This window comes from Caballeronia novacaledonica, from assembly GCF_900258035.1.
Taxonomy (GTDB): domain Bacteria; phylum Pseudomonadota; class Gammaproteobacteria; order Burkholderiales; family Burkholderiaceae; genus Caballeronia; species Caballeronia novacaledonica.
In genome coordinates this window covers 85243-102841 of record NZ_OGTP01000019.1, presented here as the reverse complement: position 1 = coordinate 102841, position 17599 = coordinate 85243, and the positions used below count along the sequence as shown (strand labels likewise).

Genomic DNA, 17599 nt, shown 5'->3' with positions numbered 1-17599 from the left:
CGCGATGGAAGCGGCGTTCCTTGCCTGATTTCAACGAGCGCGCTCAACGCTCGCCCGCCTTGTACCCCAATTCGTACGACAGCCCGCGCGCGCATGCTCGCAAGGCGGAATCGATTTCACCGCCCCAGTGCGTATCGAACGTGCCTTCGTGCCCGAGCGCGATGAGCCCGAGCGCGAGTTCTCCCGTCGAGTCGAAAACGGGTGTGCAGAACGCATGGATCGTCGGCAGCAACATGCCTTCGACGCGCGCCGCGCCATGCTCGCGCACTTCGGCGAGAAGCGGTTCGACATCGGCTGGCGTCTGTTTCATGGCGGCAAGTTCGCGATCGAGCATCGCTTGCGTCTTGCTGCGCGGCAGATAGGCGGCGAAGAGCAGGCCGGTGGCGGACGAGAGCAGCGGCATCACGTCGCCCAGCTTGAGCGACGCCTTCGCCGGATGGCTCGATTCCATCCAGTGCACGACCGTCGGTCCCTGATTGCCCCACACCGCGATGCCGACCGTCTGATCGAGCCGGTCGCGCAATTCCGCCAGCGCGATGCGCGCGAGCCTCACGCCATCGACGCGCGCGAGCCGCGCGAGGCCCATCTGCAACGCGAATCCGCCGAGTTCGTAACGCCCCGACACCGGATCCTGCGACGCGACGCCGAGCCGCAGAAAACTCACGAGATAACGATGCGCCTTCGCCGGACTCATGCCCGCGCGCTGCGCGAGATCGCGCAACATCATCGCTCGCGGCTCGTGGGTGAGCACGTCGAGCAGGCGGAAGCCGACTTCGATCGATTGAATGCCGGAGCGCGTTTTTTCCTCGGCGGATTCGTTGGCGTCGAGATTGTCTTCGTCGTCGGGAGCGGCGGATTGGGTCGATTGCATGAAGCGCGAAAGCACGGTCGGGGGATTCACCATCGTAAAATAGATTTCCCTTAACGTCATCTCAAGTCACCGACTCCGCTCTATGAAACTTGCCACGCTGAAGGACGGCACGCGCGACGGCCAACTGATCGTCGTCTCGCGCGATCTGCGCACGGCGGCCATCGCCGATGGAATCGTATCGACGCTGCAACACGCGCTCGACGACTGGACCTTCTACGCGCCGCAACTCATGGACGTCTACGAGGCGCTGAACCTCGGCCGCGCGCGCAACACGTTCCAGTTCGACCCGAAAGCCTGCATGGCGCCGCTGCCGCGCGCGTTCCAGTGGGCGGACGGCTCGTCGTACGTGAATCACGTGGAACTCGTGCGAAAGGCGCGCAAGGCGGAAATGCCGCCCGAGTTCTGGACCGATCCGCTCATGTACCAGGGCGGAAGCGACGACTTCATCGGGCCGACGGACGACATCGTGTGCGCGACGGAATCGTATGGCATCGACTTCGAAGCGGAAGTGGCCGTCATCACGTCCGATGTCCACATGGCCGCGATGCCCGACGAAGCGCTGCGCAGCGTGCGTCTGCTGATGCTCGTGAACGACGTGTCGCTGCGCAATCTCATTCCCGCCGAACTGGCGAAGGGCTTCGGCTTCTTCCAGAGCAAGCCCGCGACCGCGTTTTCGCCCGTCGCCGTCACGCCCGACGAACTCGGCGACGCGTGGCGCGAAGGCCGCGTGCATCGGCCGATGATCGTCCACTGGAACGGCAAGAAGGTCGGCCAGCCGGATTGCGGCACGGACATGGTGTTCCATTTCGGCCAGTTGATCGCGCACGCCGCGAAGACGCGCAATCTGCGCGCGGGCTCGATCGTCGGTTCGGGCACGATCTCGAACAAGGACGCGAAGCGCGGCTACTGCTGTATCGCCGAGAAGCGGTGTCTGGAAACCATCGAGCACGGCGCGCCGCAGACGGAGTTCATGAAGTTCGGCGACAGCGTGAAGATCGAGATGTTCGACGAAGACGGCAAGTCGATCTTCGGCGCGATCGATCAGGCGGTCGTCCAGCCGGAACATTGAACGGGTTTAGCCCGATGCGGCGTGCGCAAGCCACGCCTTACACTTTGCCGGCTGCTTTCGCGCAGCAATAGAACGATCAAAAAAAGGAGACTTCGATGGCGGCAGGCAAGTGGAAATTTCTCGCGGGCGCGGCGCTCACGCTCGCCGCGACGACAACCGCATTCGCGCAGACGGCGCAGCACGTGAAGATCGGTCTCGTGCTGTCGCTCACGGGGCCGGCCGCGTCGCTCGGCATTCCGGCGCGCGACACCGTCGCGCTGCTGCCGAAGGAAATGGGCGGCAGGCCCGTCGATTACATCGTGCTCGACGACGCCTCCGACACCACGCAAGCCGTTCAGTCGACCAAGAAGCTCATCAGCGAGGATCAGGTCGATGCGATCATCGGCTCGTCGATCACGCCGAACTCGCTCGCGATGATCGATGTCGTGGCGCAAGGGCAAACGCCGATGATCTCGCTCGCGTCGTCGGCGAAGATCATCGAGCCCGTGGACGACAAGCGCCGCTGGGTCTTCAAGACGCCGCAAACCGACGCGATGATGGCCTCCGCGATCGCCGAGCACGCGAGCAACCACGGCGTGAAGACGCTCGCGTACATCGGACAGGCGGACGCGCTCGGCGAAACCTTCTACGCCGAAGTCGCGAAGTTCGCGCAACTGCACAAGATCGAAGTGGTCGCGAACGAGCGCTTCAACCGCACCGATCCGAGCGTGACGGGGCAAATCCTCAAGATTCTCGCGGCGAAGCCGGACGCGGTGGTCGTCGGCGCGGCGGGCACGCCCGCGGCGCTGCCGCCGAAGACGCTCGCGCAGCGCGGCTACAAGGGCCGCGTCTATCACAATCACGGCGTGGGCAACCGCGACTTCCTGCGCGTGTGCGGCGCGGATTGCAACGGCACGTTCCTGCCGGCGAGTCCGGTGCTCGTCGCCGCGCAGTTGCCCGACGATCATCCGGCCAAACGCCTCGCGCTCGAATACATCAAACTGTACGAAGCGAAGCAGGGCGCGGGCACGGTGTCGGCGTTCGGCTCGTACGCGTGGGACGCGGGCATGCTGCTCAACCGCGCGGTGCCGGTCGCGATGAAAGCGGGCGCGCCCGGCACGCCTGCATTCCGCAGCGCGCTGCGCGACGCGCTCGAAGGCACGAAGAATTTTTCCGACACCAACGGGCAGGTCAACATGACGCCCAACGATCACATTGGCCTCGACCAGCGCGCGCGCGTGATGGTCGAGATCCGCGACGGCAAGTGGGTCTATCAGCCGCGCTAACTCTCGATTGAACAGGATCATGAGCGATCTCTCCCTCTACGCGAGCTACCAGTCGCTGGAGTTGCGCCGCCATCCGCACGGCGTGCTCGAAGTGGTGATGCCCGGCGCGGGCGCGAACAAGAGCGGCCTTTCCACCGCCGACGCCAACATGCACCGCGAACTGGCGGATATCTGGCGCGACATCGATCGCGATCCGGACACGCGCGTCGCGCTGATCCGCGGCGAAGGCAAGGGCTTTTCGGCGGGCGGCGATCTCGGGCTCGTCGAGGAAATGGCGAACGACTTCGATGTGCGCGCGCGCGTGTGGCGCGAGGCGCGCGATCTCGTCTATAACGTGATCAACTGCGGCAAGCCGATCGTCTCCGCGATGCATGGTCCGGCGGTCGGCGCGGGACTGGTCGCGGGTTTGCTGGCGGATATCTCGATCGCGACGAAATCGGCGCGCATCATCGACGGGCACACGCGGCTCGGCGTCGCGGCGGGCGATCACGCGGCGATCGTCTGGCCGCTGCTGTGCGGCATGGCGAAGGCCAAGTACTATCTGCTGCTGTGCGAGCCGGTGAGCGGCGAGGAAGCGGAACGCATTGGCCTGGTGTCGCTCGCCGTCGACGAGAACGAACTGATGCCGAAGGCGATCGAAGTGGCGAATCGTCTCGCACAAGGCTCGCAAACCGCGATCCGCTGGACCAAGTACGCGCTGAACAACTGGCTGCGCTCGGCGGGGCCGACCTTCGATACGTCGCTCGCGCTCGAATTCATGGGTTTCGCGGGGCCGGACGTCCACGAAGGCATGCGCTCGCTGCGCGAACGGCGCGCGCCGGACTTTCCGGGCGGCGCGCCGTTCTGAGCCGCGCGAATCTCACACGCAAGAAAACAAGGAGAGTCGAATGACCGATAACGCCGGCGGCACGCCGCCCTACACGATTCCCGGTTTTCCCGGATTCGGCCAGGCCGACATGATGGGCAAGATGTGGGAACTGATGCGCCTGAACCCGTTCGCCGCCGCGATGCCGGGCGGCGGGCAGGGCATGGGCCCCTCCCTCTCGATGATGTCCGACATGCTCGCTCCGCTCACCAACATCGAAGAACTCGACAAGCGCGTGACGGACATGCGCGCCGTCGAGCACTGGCTGAAGCTCAATCTGAACATGCTGCAATCGGCGATTCAGGCGCTCGAAGTGCAGCGCGCGACGCTTGCGACATTGCGCGCGTTCGGCGCGTTTGCGCAGACCTCGGTCGAGAGCGCGCACAGCGCCGCGGCGGAGAACGCGAAGACCGCCACCGCCGGCTGGCCGATGAGCGGCGCGGCGAAAGCAGACGCGCCAAGGCAGGAGCCGGCGAGCGAAGCGCCGGCGGAAGGCGAGGCAGCGGCGGGGGATGCGTCCGCACCGCCGCCCGGCTTCGATCCGACCGGTTGGTGGAACATGCTGCAATCGCAGTTCAACCAGCTCGCACATCTGGCCATGCTCCAGCCCGGCATGACCGGCCCGCTCGACACGACGGGCGAAGCGGGCGAGCAGCCCGCCGATGAAACCGACGCCGGACAGCCCGCGAGCGGCGCCGCGGACAAATCCGACGCCGGCGCGAAGAAAGCGCCCGCGCGCAAGGCCGCGCCGCGCAAGAAGCCCGTGTAACGCTTGTGTCCGGCGGCGCGCAATGCGCCGCCGGTTTTGCCTGCCAGTTCCTTCGATGTACGACGTTGCATCGAACCGCGTCTTCGTCGTCCATTGTCGCGTTGTTGGCTTTAAGCGCATCGTTCGTTTCGAATTTGTCTATGATGAAACATCGACGCTGCGGAAATCTGTCCACCGTTCGGGGCGGGCACGTAATCTGCATCGCATATCGCGTGTGTCTTTGAATCGATCTGTCCATGACAAATACATCCGAACAAGACTTCGACTCGGAGCCGGTTTCCGATGGCGCCGACTTCCCGGAACCCGTCCCGCCGCGCGCGGCGGCGTCGGGCGCGACGGGAATCGGCATTGGCGCGATCGCTCAGGAAATTGGTCTGACCAAGGACACGCTGCGTGTCTGGGAACGCCGTTACGGTTTTCCGCGGCCGATGCGCTCGCCCGGCGGCGAGCGGCTGTATCCGCAGGAGCAGGTGACGAAGCTGCGGCTCGTCAAGCGTTTGCTCGACGCGGGCCACCGGCCGAGCAAGGTGCTCGGACAATCGATCGACCTGTTGCAGCAACTGGCCGAAAGTTCGGGCGTTGGGCAGGACGCGCCGGACGCCGAGCTCGATCATCTGATTTCGTTGCTGCGCGCGAGCGCCTATGACGAATTCCGCTTCGGATTGCTGAAGCGGGCGACGCGCGACGGGCTCGAGCGATTCGTGCTGGACGTCGCGGCGCCGCTGTCGGCGCGGGTCGGCAATGCGTGGGCGGCGGGCACGCTGCAGGTCTATCACGAACATTTGTTCAGCGAGGCGATCCAGTCGGCAATGCGCACGCTGATGCGCCCGCTTTCCGACGCCGTGCGCGGGCGCGGCGGCCGTCCGCGCGTGCTGCTCACGACGCTTTCCGGCGAAGGCCACGGCCTCGGCATCCTGATGGCGGAAGCGATGTTCACGCTTTCCGAGTGCGATTGCGTCCAGCTCGGCCTGCAGACGCCGCTGCACGATATCGTCGATGCGGTGACGGCGCATAACGTCGATATCGTCGCGCTGTCGTTCACGGCGGTGCTTCCGGCGCAGTCCATCGCGAACGGTCTGAACGATCTGCGCAATCTCCTGCCGCCGCACGTGCGCGTCTGGGTCGGCGGAAGCAGCCCGGCGCTGCGCCGCAAGTTCAACGAGGGCGTCGATCACATCGCAGGGTTGACCCCGATCGACGAAACGGTCGCGGATTGGCGTCAATCCGCCGTGCTATGATGAAAAACGCTCGTTTCGAGCGTTGGCGCGGCGTTCGCGTGGCATGCGTATCGCTGTCATGTGAGCACGTCATACTGCCCGGCCGGCGCGGTGCCGGCGGCAGGATCGGCGCCACTTGAACATACCTCAGGCACAGGTTTCGCTCCTCACCCACGGTAGAACAAGACGCACAACAGCAACATTTGCACGGGGAAGTGCAGTGTTATCGCGGGGCGCGACGCGTTGCCGCAGCGCCAAAATTGCGCGCTCGTTGTCGCTTTTCGTCTTAGGCCGACCGAATCCCGCGTAAAATTGAAAGCTTGGCTGCTTGCATGCGGGCATTTCCCGCGCGCCTCGGCCAGAGTCATTACAGATATAACGTCGCATACGTGGCATCAGGGGTGGACAATGAACACCATGCTTTATCCGGAATTGTATAAATCGCTGGAATCCGTCCGCTGGGATATGGAGAAGGACATTCCTTGGGACAAATTCGATGCGTCCCTGCTCACCGACGAGCAGGCCAGGACCATCAAGATGAACGCGATCACCGAATGGTCCGCTCTTCCCGCAACGGAAATGTTCCTGCGTGACAACCACCATGACAGCGATTTCTCCGCTTTCATGAGCGTGTGGTTCTTCGAGGAACAGAAGCATTCGCTCGTGCTGATGGAGTATCTGCGGCGCTTCAAGCCGGACATGGTGCCGACCGAAGAGGAGCTGCACGCGGTGCGCTTCGAATTCGATCCGGCGCCGCCGCTCGAAACGCTGATGCTCCATTTCTGCGGTGAAATCCGTCTGAACCATTGGTATCGCCGCGCGGCCGAGTGGCACACGGAACCGGTCATCAAGCACATCTACGAAACCATTTCGCGCGACGAAGCCCGTCACGGCGGCGCGTATCTGCGCTACATGAAGAAGGCGCTCGCGAATGCGGGCGATACCGCGCGTGCGGCGTTCGCGAAGATCGGCGTGCTGATGGCGTCCGCGCGCCGCACGGAAAAGCCGCTGCATCCGACCAATCTGCACGTGAATCAGGCGCTTTTCCCGCGCGATACCGTGCAGTCGCGCCTGCCCGATCCCGAATGGCTCGAACGCTGGCTGGACGACCAGATCCGCTTCGACGACAGTTGGGAGAAGAAGGTCGTCGAACGTATCCTGCACAACCTGTCGATCTTGTTCGAGCGTTCGTTCGCGACCGCGCAGGAACTGAATCGCTATCGCAAGGAAGTGACGCTGCGTCTGCAAGCCGCGCCGGGCGGCACGGCCGAACAGCCGGCCTGACGCGTTCAGGCTTCTTCGATGAACAAGCGGCCCGCCGGATCGAATCGGCGGGCCGTTTTGCGTTATCCCCGAGCAAAGCGCCGTGGCACAATGCGCGCTTTCAGCACATCGTAACGAGCGCCGCCATGTCCGCCATTTTCGAACGCAAGATCACCACGCGCGATGCGCTCGCCGCGCGCCGTCCGAGCCTCACCGGTCCCGTCGTTTTCACCAACGGCGTGTTCGACATTCTCCATCGCGGTCACGTGACCTATCTCGCCGATGCGAAAGCGCTGGGCGCGACGCTCATCGTCGGCGTGAACAGCGACGCTTCCGTGCGCACGCTCGGCAAGGGCGACGACCGTCCGATCAATCGCGAAGACGATCGCATGGCGCTGCTCGCGGCGCTGGAAAGCGTCGACTGGGTCGTGAAGTTCGAGGAATCGACGCCGCTGGAACTCATCGGCGCATTGCGGCCCGACGTGCTCGTGAAGGGCGGCGACTACGACATGGACAAGCTGGCGGAATCGGCGCTGGTGCGCGGCTGGGGCGGCAAGGCGCTCGCCATCGCGTTCGAGCACGATCGATCGACGACCGCGCTGCTCAAGAAGGTCCGCGCGCAGTCCTGATCCGCGTTCGCGGGTTCACTGTCCGAGCGGCGCAGTCTGCACGTTGGCGGCCGGCGCCGGTCCGCCAACGCGCGGCTGATCGAACGCTTCGTCCGGACTCAGCGGGCGCGTAGCGAGCGCCTCGGGACGAACCTGCTGCAACAGATGATGCGGTTCGCGCGCGCCCGCGGCGGGAAGCGGGCCGAACATGCCGCGCATGACCGCGAACATCAGCAGGTTGCCGAGAATGAGAAGGGCGATCAGCCAGCGCAGCATTCTTTTGCTCCGTCCGTCAATCAAATCAGTGAGTCAGGATGAATGGCGCGCTGTCGCGTCGCGCGCGATGAGCGCGAGGCCGGACAGCACGAGGGAATCGTGTCGCGTATGCGGCACGTCGAGCGCGCCCACGATTTCATTTGCCGCGCCGCCGCCGAGCACGAGCCGGACTTCGGCTTGCCAGTCGGCTTTCAGGTCATGCCACGCGCGCTCGATCAGCGCAGCCTGCGCGAGCAGGCATCCGGCCGAGAGCGCGGCGGCGGTGTCGGTGGCGAAGAGACTGCGCGTCCGGTTCAACGCCTCGCGCGCCGACGCGGCGTCGAGCGTCGGCAATTGCGCGGTGTGGCTGCCGAGCGATTCCATCATCAGCGACCAGCCGGGCGCGATCAGGCCGCCCGTGAAGACGCCGTCGGCGCGCAAGGCTTCGAGCGTGGTCGCGGTGCCGAAGGTCGCGACCAGCAGATGCTCGCCCGGATAGGCGGCGCGCGCGGCGATCATGCCGGCCCAGCGATCGCTGCCGAGGCGCGCCGGATCCGCGTAGGTGTTGGTCACGCCGCATTGCGCGGCACGCGCGCGCACGACGGTACGCGGCAGCGCCGGCCAGCGCGCGTCGATCAGACGCTGGATGCGGTTCTGCACCGGCGTGCCCGCGACGTTCGAAATCCATGCGCTCGCCGGCGTGGACAAGTCGGACCAGGCGTCGAGCGCGGCGTCGTCGGCGAGGGTCGAATGGTGCGCGTGTTCGAACGCGCCGTTCGCGAGCGCCGCGCCGGCTTGATCGACGAGCGACCACTTGATGCGGCTATTGCCCGCATCGATGAGCAGATACGGCGCCTCGCTCACGGACGCTCCCGCGCGAGCCGCAGCGTGAGTTCGCCGGTCGTGACGGCGCGCGGGCCTTCGGGGGCGTCGATCAGCAACTGTCCGCTTTCGTCCACGCCCGACGCGATGCCGCGCGTCACTTCCATGCCCTGATCCATCAGCACGACTTCGCGGCCGGCCCACGCGTGGGCGTCGAGCCAGCGCTGGCGGAACGGCCTGAAACCTTCGGCTTCGAAACGCGGCAGCGCGGCGTCGAGCGCGTTGAGGAGCGCCGCGAGGGTGTCGGTGAGATTGGCGTCGGGCCAGGCGCGCGCGAGCGCTGCGGGCGCGGCGCCGGGCGCGGTCGGCGCGGCTTGGCGATTCGCGTCGTCGACTTGCGCGGCGAGTTGCTCAGCGCCGTGCAGGTTCAGCCCGATGCCGATCACGACCGCCGTCGCGCCCGGCGTATTCCACGCGGTTTCGATGAGAATGCCGGCGAGCTTGCCGTCGTCGAGCAGGACGTCGTTCGGCCATTTCAGCGCGGGGCGCGCGGATGGCGTGAGCGGCAGACGCGCGAGCGCGTCGAGCACGGCGGTGCCGATGGCGAGACTCAGACCCGACAACCCTTCGACCGGCCGCTTCAGCACGCAGCCGACCGACATCAAGAGCGCATTGCCCGGTTCGGCGAGCCACGCGCGCCCGCGCCGTCCGCGCCCCGCCGTCTGCGAATACGCGACGCGGGCGATCGGCGCAGGCGTGCCGCCACGACGCGCGGCGCGCAACTGCTCCATGAGGTCGGCGTTCGTCGAGCCGGTTTCATCGACGATGTCGACGGTCCAGTCGCGAGCGGGCCGCTCGGCAAGCGTCGCGAGCCGGGTGCGGTCGATGCGCCAGGGCGCGTCGGGGGCGAAGGGAGTGGAGTTCATGGCGGGTATTGTAGCGGCGAGAGGCGGGTTTTCGTCCGTGGTTGCGGCTTCCGCTGCGCATGCCTGAGCGGCGGATGCCGGTTTCGAGCCTAAGCATGAGCGCCATCATCCCGCGCCCTCATGACACACTTCGCTACAATGTCCTCTCCCGTTTAACCGCGTCTCATCGCGCCTTCGATCCTTGGACTTCGACACGCCGCCGCGCCTAAGAGTGGAAGCCGGTCAGCAGGGCAAGGTGGTCCGGCTCTCGGGCCAGTGGACCGCGCTCGCGCTCGCCCGCGACCGCGCCAAGAGCGGCGTCACGCGGCGGCTGCGCGCTATCGGGCGCGAGGCGATCGGCCAGTGGGATCTGTTGTCGATCGAGCGGCTCGATCACGTCGGCGGTCAGGCGCTGTGGCGCGTCTGGGGCCGCAAGATGCCCGCGACCATCGCGATGTCCGACACCCAGCGCGAAATCTTCGAGCGCGTCGCGCTGCTCGACGCCGAGCGCGAAGAGCCCGAGCCCGTCGATCGCGTCGATCCCGTCACGCGCCTCGGCCAGCTCATCTTCGATTTCTTCGATCACCTGTACGGCGGCCTCGCGATGTTCGGCGCCTTCGTGCTCGATCTCGCCGGCCTCGTGCGCCGTCCGCAGCGCACGCCGTGGACGGAGATTTCCGCGAACATCTACAGCGCCGGCGCGCAGGCGCTCGCGATCACCGCGCTCGTCGCGTTCCTGATCGGCATCGTGCTGAGCTATCTGTCCGCGCAGCAACTGCGCGTGTTCGGCGCGAATCAGTACATCGTCAATATTCTCGGGCTTTCGGTGATCCGCGAGCTCGGGCCGGTGCTTTCCGCGATTCTCGTCGCCGGGCGCTCGGGTTCCGCGATCACCGCGCAGATCGGCGTGATGCGCGTCACCGAGGAACTCGACGCGATGCAGGTCATGGGCATTCCGCACGGCCTGCGGCTCGTGCTGCCGCGCGTGATCGCGCTCGGCATCGCAATGCCGCTGCTCGTCATGTGGACCAACATCATCGCGTTGACGGGCGGCGCGCTCGCGGCGAAGCTCGTGCTGTCGATCGACATGAACTTCTTCATCCGCTCGCTGCCTTCGGTCGTGCCGATCGCCAATCTGTGGATCGGGCTCGGCAAGGGCGTCGTGTTCGGCATGCTGATCGCGCTCGCCGCGTGTCACTTCGGTTTTCGCATCAAGGCGAATTCGCAGAGTCTCGGCGAAGGCACGACGACGTCCGTCGTGACGTCGATCACCATCGTCATCCTCGCGGACGCCGTGTTCGCCATCCTGTTTCAGAACGTCGGACTCTGACCGCCATGTCGACCACGCTCGCCACCGCCGTTCGCCATCAGCCGCCGCCCGTCATCGCGGAACCGGTGATCGAAGTGCGCGATCTCACCAAGCGCTACGGGCGCACGGTGATCCACGAGCATCTGAACCTCGACGTGCGGCGCGGCGAGATTGTCGCGCTGCTCGGCGGATCGGGCTCGGGCAAGACGACGCTCGTGCGGCAGATGCTGGGCCTGGAATCGCCGACATCGGGCACCATTCGCGTGCTCGGCGAGGAATGGGCGCAAATGGACGAGGAAACCGCGAAAATGCTGCGCACGCGCTCCGGCATGATGTTTCAGCAGGGCGCGCTGTTTTCGTCGCTGACCGTGTACGACAACATCGCGCAGCCGTTTCGCGAGCTCGGCAAGATTCCCGAGGACCTGATCCGCGAATTCGTCATGCTGAAGCTCGAAATGGTCGGGCTGTCGTGCAAGCACGCGAGCAAGATGCCCTCGGCGCTGTCGGGCGGGATGGTGAAGCGCGTGGGCATCGCGCGGGCGATCGCGCTCGAACCCGAACTGCTCTTTCTCGACGAACCGACCGCCGGTCTCGATCCGAAGGCGTCGGACGAGTTCGTCGATCTGATCGCGACGCTGCATCGCGCGCTCGGGCTGACCGTCGTCCTCGTCACGCACGATCTCGACACCATGGTCGCGCTCTCGACGCGCGTCGCCGTGCTCGCGGAACGGCGCGTGCTCGTCGCGGCGCCGGTGGAGGAGGCGTGCGCGGTGGATCATCCGTTCATCCGCGAGTATTTTCTCGGACGGCGCGGGCGTCGCGCGCTGCAGGCGCTGCCGCCCGAGCGCCGCGCGAAGCTGCCGCCGGCCGCGCTCGAAGATGCGCCGATCACCGTGAACAAGTAAGCGCGCACAGCGAGCGTGCCAGAGGAACCTGCCGATGGAAAACAAATCACACGCGTTCTGGACCGGGCTCTTCACGATCGCCCTCGTGCTGGCCATCGCGTTCGCCGTGTTCTTCTTCAACGTGGACCGCACCGTGCGCGTGCCTTACGACCTGATCGCGCGCACCAACGTGACCGGCCTCTTCACGGACGCGGCGGTGCGTTATCGCGGTCTCGGCGTCGGCAAGGTGGAATCGATCCGCTTCGACAAATCGCATCCGGGTCAGATCCGCATCCGCATTCTCGTCGACAAGAACGCGCCGATGACGCATTCGACCTTCGCGACGCTCGGCTTTCAGGGCGTGACGGGCATCGCGTTCGTGCAGCTCGACGACACCGGCAAGGACACGGCGCCGCTCGATTCGTCGCCGCAGAACGTCGCCGAAGTGCCGATGCGCGCCGGTCTCTTCGAGCAATTGCAGCAGCGCGGCGACGTGATCCTGAAGAAGTTCGAGCGCCTGTCCGAAGACGCCGACAAGTTCCTCTCCGACGACGTGCGCAATCAGCTCTTGGCCACGACCAAGAGCCTGCAGGGCGCGGCGGACGGCATCGCGACGCTCGCGAGCCAGGTCCAGCCCGCCACGGCGCAACTGCCGCAGACGCTCAAGCAGCTCAACACCACGCTCGCCTCGACCAACCAGTTCGTGCAGAACCTGAATCGTCCGGACGGCCCGTTCGTCACCAATCTGAACAAGGCGGGCAAGGCCGCCGAGGAAGCCGGCGCGGCGCTCGCGGACATGAACGAGTCGCTGCGCCTCGTGACGGCGCGCGTCGGCTTCGAGGCGTTGCCGCGCTTCTATTCGTTCAGCGACGACGTGAGCGCGGCCGCGCGCTCGGTCGATCGCGCCGCCGACGCCTTCAGCACCAATCCGCGCAGCGTGCTCTTCGGCGCGCCGAGAAAAGAGCCGGGACCGGGCGAGCCGGGCTTCACGTGGCCCGCGAAAGCAGCGCATTGATCGAGAAAACGACATGGCAGACATCGACATGAAAGGAGCAGTCGCGGCGTTCGCGCTCGCTTGCGTCACGCTGCTCGCGGGCTGCGGATCGACGCCCACCGCGATGCCGAACGCGCATTACGACCTCGGCGCGGCGCTTCCCTTCGACGCGGCGGCCAACGGCTTGCCGATGCCGCCGGTAAAAGTGCTGGCAGTCGGCGCGCCGCGCAGTCTGGAAACGGATGACTTCGCCTATCGCCTGAGCTACGTCGACACCCAGCGCACCGGCAGCTATTCCGACAGCCACTGGACGATGCCGCCCGCGCAACTGCTCACGCAGCGCCTGCGCGACGCGCTCGCGGCGCGCGGCCCGATCCTGTCGGGCGCCGATCCGGTGCGCGCCGTGCCGCTGCTCGAAGTCGAGCTGACGAGCTTCGAGCAGGTTTTCGACGCGCCCGAGCAAAGCCACGGCCTCGTGTCCGTGCGCGCGACGCTCACGCAGCAAGGCCGCGTGATCGCCCAGCGCAGTTTCGTCGCGAACGCACCCGCGCCGAGCGCCGACGCATCCGGCGGCGCGCGGGCGCTCGCGGCCGCATCGGACGACGTGATCGCGCAACTTTCCGCGTGGCTCGCCGCGCAACCCCTTTCCGCTTCGCGATGACCTTTCGTTGTTCCACCATCCGCCCAGCACGGAGGCGTCCGGGCGGCTCATGACGATCAAGCAATGGCAACGCCGCCCGTCGGCGTTTTCCCGGCAGTCGCTCGCCGCGTATGCGGCGCTCGTGATCTACGGTTCGCTCTATCCGTTTTCCGGCTGGCGCTCGCTGGGCCTGAGCCCGTTCGCCTATCTCGCCGATCCGGTGCCGCAGTATCTGACCGCCTTCGATGTCGTCACGAACGTGCTCGGCTACATGCCGCTCGGCGCGCTGATCGTGCTGGCGCTCTATCCGCGTTTGCGCGGCACGCTCGCGGTCGGCGCGGCGCTCGCCGGCGGCGCATTGCTTTCGGGCACGATGGAAGCCATCCAGACGTATCTGCCGACGCGCGTCGCGTCGAATCTCGATCTCGCGGCGAATGCATTCGGCGCGCTGCTCGGCGGCCTCTTGATCGCGCCCGCGACGAGCGCGCTGCTCGACCGCGGCCTCTTGCGCCGCATCCGCTTCACGTGGTTCGAGCGCGACGCGGCGTATGTGATCGGATTGACGGCGCTGTGGCCGTTCGCGGCGATGTTCCCCGCGCCGTATCTCTTCGGCGGCGGCGATCTGCCGCGCGTGTTGTGGGACGGGCTCGACCCGGCGATGCAGGACGCGATCCTCGCGTGGACGCCCGCCGCATGGGACGTCGAAAGCTGGCCGGACCGGCTCGGCGCGTTGCTGCCCGACGACGCGTGGGAAGCGCTCATCACCTCGACGGGCCTCTTCGCGGCGCTCGTGCTCATGACGCTGCTCACGCGCAGGCGCGCGCCGCGCATCCGGCTGATGCTCGGCCTCGTCGCGATCTCGCTCTTCGCGAAAGCGGGCGCGACGTTCCTGCAATCGCGCGCGGGCCTGACCTTCGACTGGGCGACGGACGGCGCGCTCGAAGGCATCGCCATCGCGATGACGGCGGGCGTGCTGTCGGTGTCGCTGCCGCGCGGGCTGCGGGCGGCGCTCGCGGGCGCGGCGCTCGTCGTTTCGCTGGCGCTCGTCAATCTGCTGCCGGTGAATCCGTATTTCGATATCGTGCTCGCCGACTGGCGGCAGGGGCGTTATCTGCATTTCAACGGGCTTGCACACTGGCTCGCGTGGGTCTGGCCGTACGCGGCGCTCGGCTGGCTCGCGTCTTCGGCGGAGCGCGCGTGGCTCGCGCGGCGCCGCGCGCGCAAGGCGAGCGGGCCGGCGTGACAGGGCGGGCACGAACATCGCTCGCTATAATCGACCGACACTCTCATCGCCCACGCTCATGGATTCCTTCTACAAGTATCACGTGTTCTTCTGCCTGAATCAGCGCGACGCCGACGCGCCGCGCCCGAGCTGCGCGAACTGCAACGCGCAGGCCATGCAGGAGCACGCGAAAAAACGCGTGAAGCAACTCGGCCTCGCGGGCGAAGGCAAGGTGCGCATCAACAAGGCCGGGTGTCTGGACCGCTGCGAGCTCGGGCCGGCCGTGGTCGTGTATCCGGAAGGCACCTGGTACACGTATGTCGATGAAACCGACATCGACGAAATCGTGGAATCGCATCTGGCCAACGGCAAGATCGTCGAACGTCTTCTCATCGATCAACCGGCATAAAAGCCCGCATGAACGCGCAAACCGAAAAATTCCTCATCGACGGGCCCGTTGGCAAGGTCGAATGCGCCCTCGACCGTACCGATGCCGCGCCGCGAGGCATCGCGCTCGTCGCGCATCCGCATCCCCTCTTCGGCGGCACGATGGACAACAAGGTCGCGCAGACGCTCGCGCGCACTTTCGTCCAACTGGGCTATACGACGTATCGCTCGAATTTTCGCGGCGTCGGCGCGACGGGCGGCGAGCACGACAACGGCATCGGCGAGCAGGACGATCTGCTGGCGCTGATCGACCACATGCGCGCGCAACCCGGACAGGCCGACGTGCCGCTCGTGCTCGCGGGCTTTTCGTTCGGCACGTTCGTGCTGTCGCATGTCGCGAAACGCATGTTCGAAGCGGGAAAGGAAATCGAGCGCATGGTGTTGGTCGGCACGGCGGCGAGCCGCTGGGACGTCGCGCCCGTGCCCGACACCACGCTCGTGATTCACGGCGAAGTCGACGACACCGTGCCGATCCAATCCGTCTACGACTGGGCGCGGCCGCAGGAACTGCCGGTCGTCGTGATTCCGGGCGGCGAGCATTTCTTTCACCGCAAGCTGCACATTCTCAAGCGCGTGATCGTCGACGCCTGGCGTTGAGCGTGGCGCGATCGGGCGCTTCGCGTGCCGATCGGTAAAAGCGGATAAGCGCCGCCTGAAAAACGTTAAAACGCGCCGCAACCGCGCAGATTCGAAGGAAATCGCAAGCGGGCCGCGCGTATAATGGCGCAGAATTTTTTCGCTGTTTCCGGCCGTGCGATGCTCCGCCGAACCGCTCGCGGTCATCGAACGCCGGCTTCCGAGAACCGTTTTCGCGTCCGTCTGTCGAACGAGCGCTTTTCGCCGCGGCGCCGCGCGTGCCGCTGTCCTGGCGATGAGCCCGACCAACAGCGAAGGTCAGCCTCTTCAACCCGTGCTTCGCCGATCATCCGATCCCCGATCGTCCTCGTCGCAGCCTGCTTTTTCCGCCGATCGATCCTATGCGCTTTGTCCCTGCCGGCCTGTCTTTCCCTTCTGTTTCCATCGTTCATCATCGCGCCATCAAAGCCGCATTCGTGCTGCCGGCCGTGCTGGCCGCCGCGAGCGCCTTCGCGCAAGTGCCGCCGCCCGACGTGACCGCGCGTTCGTGGGTGCTCGTCGATGCCACCAGCAATCAAGTGCTCGCGTCGGGCAATCCCGATGAGCGCGTCGAGCCCGCGTCGCTCACGAAGCTGATGACCGCGTATCTCGTTTTCGATGCGCTGAAGGCGAAGAAGATCAACATGGATCAGACCGTCATGCCGAGCGAGGCCGTGCGCCGCGTGCGCACGGACGAGTCGCGCATGTTCATCGAAGCGAACAAGCCGGTCACCGTGCACGATCTCGTCTACGGCATGATCGTGCAGTCGGGCAACGACGCGGCCATCGCGCTGGCCGAACTCGTCGGTGGCAGCGAAGGCAACTTCGTGCAGCTGATGAACGCGGCGGCGAAGCGCATCGGCATGAAGCACACGAACTTCGCCGACGTGAACGGCATGCCCGACCCGCAGCACTACACGACCGCCGGCGATCTCGCGGTGCTCTCCACGCGTCTCGTGCGCGACTTCCCCGAGTACTACAGCATCTTCTCGGTGAAGGAATTCACGTACAACAAGATCAAGCAGCCGAACCGCAACCGCCTGCTGTGGCTCGATCCGAGCGTCGATGGCCTGAAGACCGGTCACACGCAAGCCGCGGGCTACTGCCTGATCGCGACCGCGAAGCGCTCGCTCGTCGGCGTGCCGGATGCGAGCCGCCGTCTCGTCGCCGTGATGATGGGCGAGCCGAAAGAGCACAACCGCGTGCAGGACAGCCTGAAGATGCTGAACTACGGCTACAGCGCGTACGACGCGCTGCGCCTCTACAAGGCGAATCAGGTGATCGACTCGCCGCGCGTGTTCAAGGGCGCCGCCGACAGCGTGCAGGCGGGCGTCACGACGGACCAGTACATCACCGTGCCGAAGGGCCTGGGCGACAAGGTCAAGCCGACCGTCACGCACAACGATCTGCTCGTCGCGCCGATCAAGAAGGGCCAGCAGATCGGCACCGTCAAGATGATGGCGGACGGCAAGGAAGTCGCGCAGGTTCCGCTCGTCGCGCTGCAGGACGTGCCGGAAGCGGGCATCTTCGGCCGCCTGTGGGATTCGGCGCTGCTCTGGTGGCAGAAGCGTAAATAAGG

19 protein-coding genes are annotated in these 17599 nt (G+C 66.1%); 15 read left to right on the top strand and 4 right to left on the bottom strand.

Features of this window, described 5'->3' with window-relative positions; translation table 11 throughout:
• Positions 1–43: 43 nt before the first annotated feature.
• Positions 44–931, bottom strand: coding sequence for an IclR family transcriptional regulator (locus NOV72_RS23600; RefSeq protein WP_181291149.1), 888 nt, complete (start codon positions 929–931; stop codon positions 44–46).
• A 22-nt stretch (positions 932–953) separates the two neighbouring features.
• On the opposite strand from NOV72_RS23600, the gene NOV72_RS23595 reads away from it, so the two are divergent.
• The 7 genes from NOV72_RS23595 to rfaE2 all read left to right on the top strand — a co-directional run bounded on the left by NOV72_RS23595 (position 954) and on the right by rfaE2 (position 7948).
• The gene (locus NOV72_RS23595) at positions 954–1940 is read left to right on the top strand and encodes a fumarylacetoacetate hydrolase family protein (RefSeq protein ID WP_106856973.1); all 987 of its coding nucleotides are present in this window, start codon (positions 954–956) and stop codon (positions 1938–1940) included.
• Positions 1941–2035: 95 nt separating this feature from the next.
• The gene (locus NOV72_RS23590) at positions 2036–3205 is read left to right on the top strand and encodes an ABC transporter substrate-binding protein (RefSeq protein ID WP_106856972.1); all 1170 of its coding nucleotides are present in this window, start codon (positions 2036–2038) and stop codon (positions 3203–3205) included.
• 19 nt (positions 3206–3224) lie between these two features.
• A complete protein-coding gene (locus NOV72_RS23585; protein WP_106856971.1) occupies positions 3225–4052 on the top strand; it encodes an enoyl-CoA hydratase/isomerase family protein in 828 nt (275 codons plus the stop codon).
• Positions 4053–4092: 40 nt separating this feature from the next.
• Positions 4093–4839, top strand: a complete 747-nt coding sequence (locus NOV72_RS23580) for a PhaM family polyhydroxyalkanoate granule multifunctional regulatory protein (protein ID WP_106856970.1) — start codon at positions 4093–4095, stop codon at positions 4837–4839.
• Positions 4840–5075: 236 nt separating this feature from the next.
• Positions 5076–6077 carry a MerR family transcriptional regulator gene (locus tag NOV72_RS23575; RefSeq protein WP_106856969.1) on the top strand — a complete coding sequence of 334 codons (1002 nt, stop codon included), beginning with the start codon at positions 5076–5078 and terminating at the stop codon, positions 6075–6077.
• Positions 6078–6464: 387 nt separating this feature from the next.
• Positions 6465–7340, top strand: a complete 876-nt coding sequence (locus tag NOV72_RS23570; RefSeq protein WP_106856968.1) for a ferritin family protein — start codon at positions 6465–6467, stop codon at positions 7338–7340.
• A gap of 125 nt (positions 7341–7465) precedes the next feature.
• On the top strand, positions 7466–7948 hold the full coding sequence (gene rfaE2, locus NOV72_RS23565) for a D-glycero-beta-D-manno-heptose 1-phosphate adenylyltransferase (protein WP_106856967.1): 483 nt from the start codon (positions 7466–7468) through the stop codon (positions 7946–7948).
• Positions 7949–7963: 15 nt separating this feature from the next.
• On the opposite strand, the gene NOV72_RS23560 is transcribed toward rfaE2, so the two are convergent.
• The 3 genes from NOV72_RS23560 to NOV72_RS23550 are packed head-to-tail and all read right to left on the bottom strand — an operon-like array spanning position 7964 to position 9930.
• Complete coding sequence (locus tag NOV72_RS23560; protein WP_106856966.1) at positions 7964–8203, bottom strand: hypothetical protein; 240 nt, start codon at positions 8201–8203, stop codon at positions 7964–7966.
• Positions 8204–8236: 33 nt separating this feature from the next.
• Entirely contained in the window at positions 8237–9046 is an 810-nt protein-coding gene (locus NOV72_RS23555) for a type III pantothenate kinase (protein WP_106856965.1), read from the bottom strand.
• Positions 9043–9930 (bottom strand): biotin--[acetyl-CoA-carboxylase] ligase, encoded by an 888-nt coding sequence (locus tag NOV72_RS23550; RefSeq protein ID WP_106856964.1) that lies wholly within the window; start codon positions 9928–9930, stop codon positions 9043–9045. The genes NOV72_RS23555 and NOV72_RS23550 overlap by 4 nt, the downstream gene beginning before the upstream one ends.
• 181 nt (positions 9931–10111) lie before the next feature.
• Between NOV72_RS23550 and NOV72_RS23545 the strand changes: the two genes are divergently transcribed.
• The 8 genes from NOV72_RS23545 to NOV72_RS23510 all read left to right on the top strand — a co-directional run bounded on the left by NOV72_RS23545 (position 10112) and on the right by NOV72_RS23510 (position 17597).
• Complete coding sequence (locus NOV72_RS23545; RefSeq protein WP_106856963.1) at positions 10112–11239, top strand: MlaE family ABC transporter permease; 1128 nt, start codon at positions 10112–10114, stop codon at positions 11237–11239.
• 5 nt (positions 11240–11244) lie between these two features.
• Positions 11245–12123, top strand: coding sequence for an ABC transporter ATP-binding protein (locus NOV72_RS23540; protein WP_106856962.1), 879 nt, complete (start codon positions 11245–11247; stop codon positions 12121–12123).
• A 34-nt stretch (positions 12124–12157) separates the two neighbouring features.
• Positions 12158–13117 (top strand): MlaD family protein, encoded by a 960-nt coding sequence (locus NOV72_RS23535; RefSeq protein WP_106856961.1) that lies wholly within the window; start codon positions 12158–12160, stop codon positions 13115–13117.
• A 13-nt stretch (positions 13118–13130) separates the two neighbouring features.
• Positions 13131–13757, top strand: coding sequence for an ABC-type transport auxiliary lipoprotein family protein (locus NOV72_RS23530; RefSeq protein WP_106856960.1), 627 nt, complete (start codon positions 13131–13133; stop codon positions 13755–13757).
• Positions 13758–13806: 49 nt separating this feature from the next.
• Complete coding sequence (locus tag NOV72_RS23525) at positions 13807–14979, top strand: VanZ family protein (RefSeq protein WP_106856959.1); 1173 nt, start codon at positions 13807–13809, stop codon at positions 14977–14979.
• Positions 14980–15037: 58 nt separating this feature from the next.
• Positions 15038–15367, top strand: a complete 330-nt coding sequence (locus NOV72_RS23520; RefSeq protein ID WP_106856958.1) for a (2Fe-2S) ferredoxin domain-containing protein — start codon at positions 15038–15040, stop codon at positions 15365–15367.
• 8 nt (positions 15368–15375) lie between these two features.
• Positions 15376–16002 carry an alpha/beta hydrolase gene (locus NOV72_RS23515; RefSeq protein WP_106856957.1) on the top strand — a complete coding sequence of 209 codons (627 nt, stop codon included), beginning with the start codon at positions 15376–15378 and terminating at the stop codon, positions 16000–16002.
• Between the two features lie 380 nt (positions 16003–16382).
• On the top strand, positions 16383–17597 hold the full coding sequence (locus NOV72_RS23510; protein WP_106856956.1) for a D-alanyl-D-alanine carboxypeptidase family protein: 1215 nt from the start codon (positions 16383–16385) through the stop codon (positions 17595–17597).
• Positions 17598–17599 lie beyond the last annotated feature (2 nt).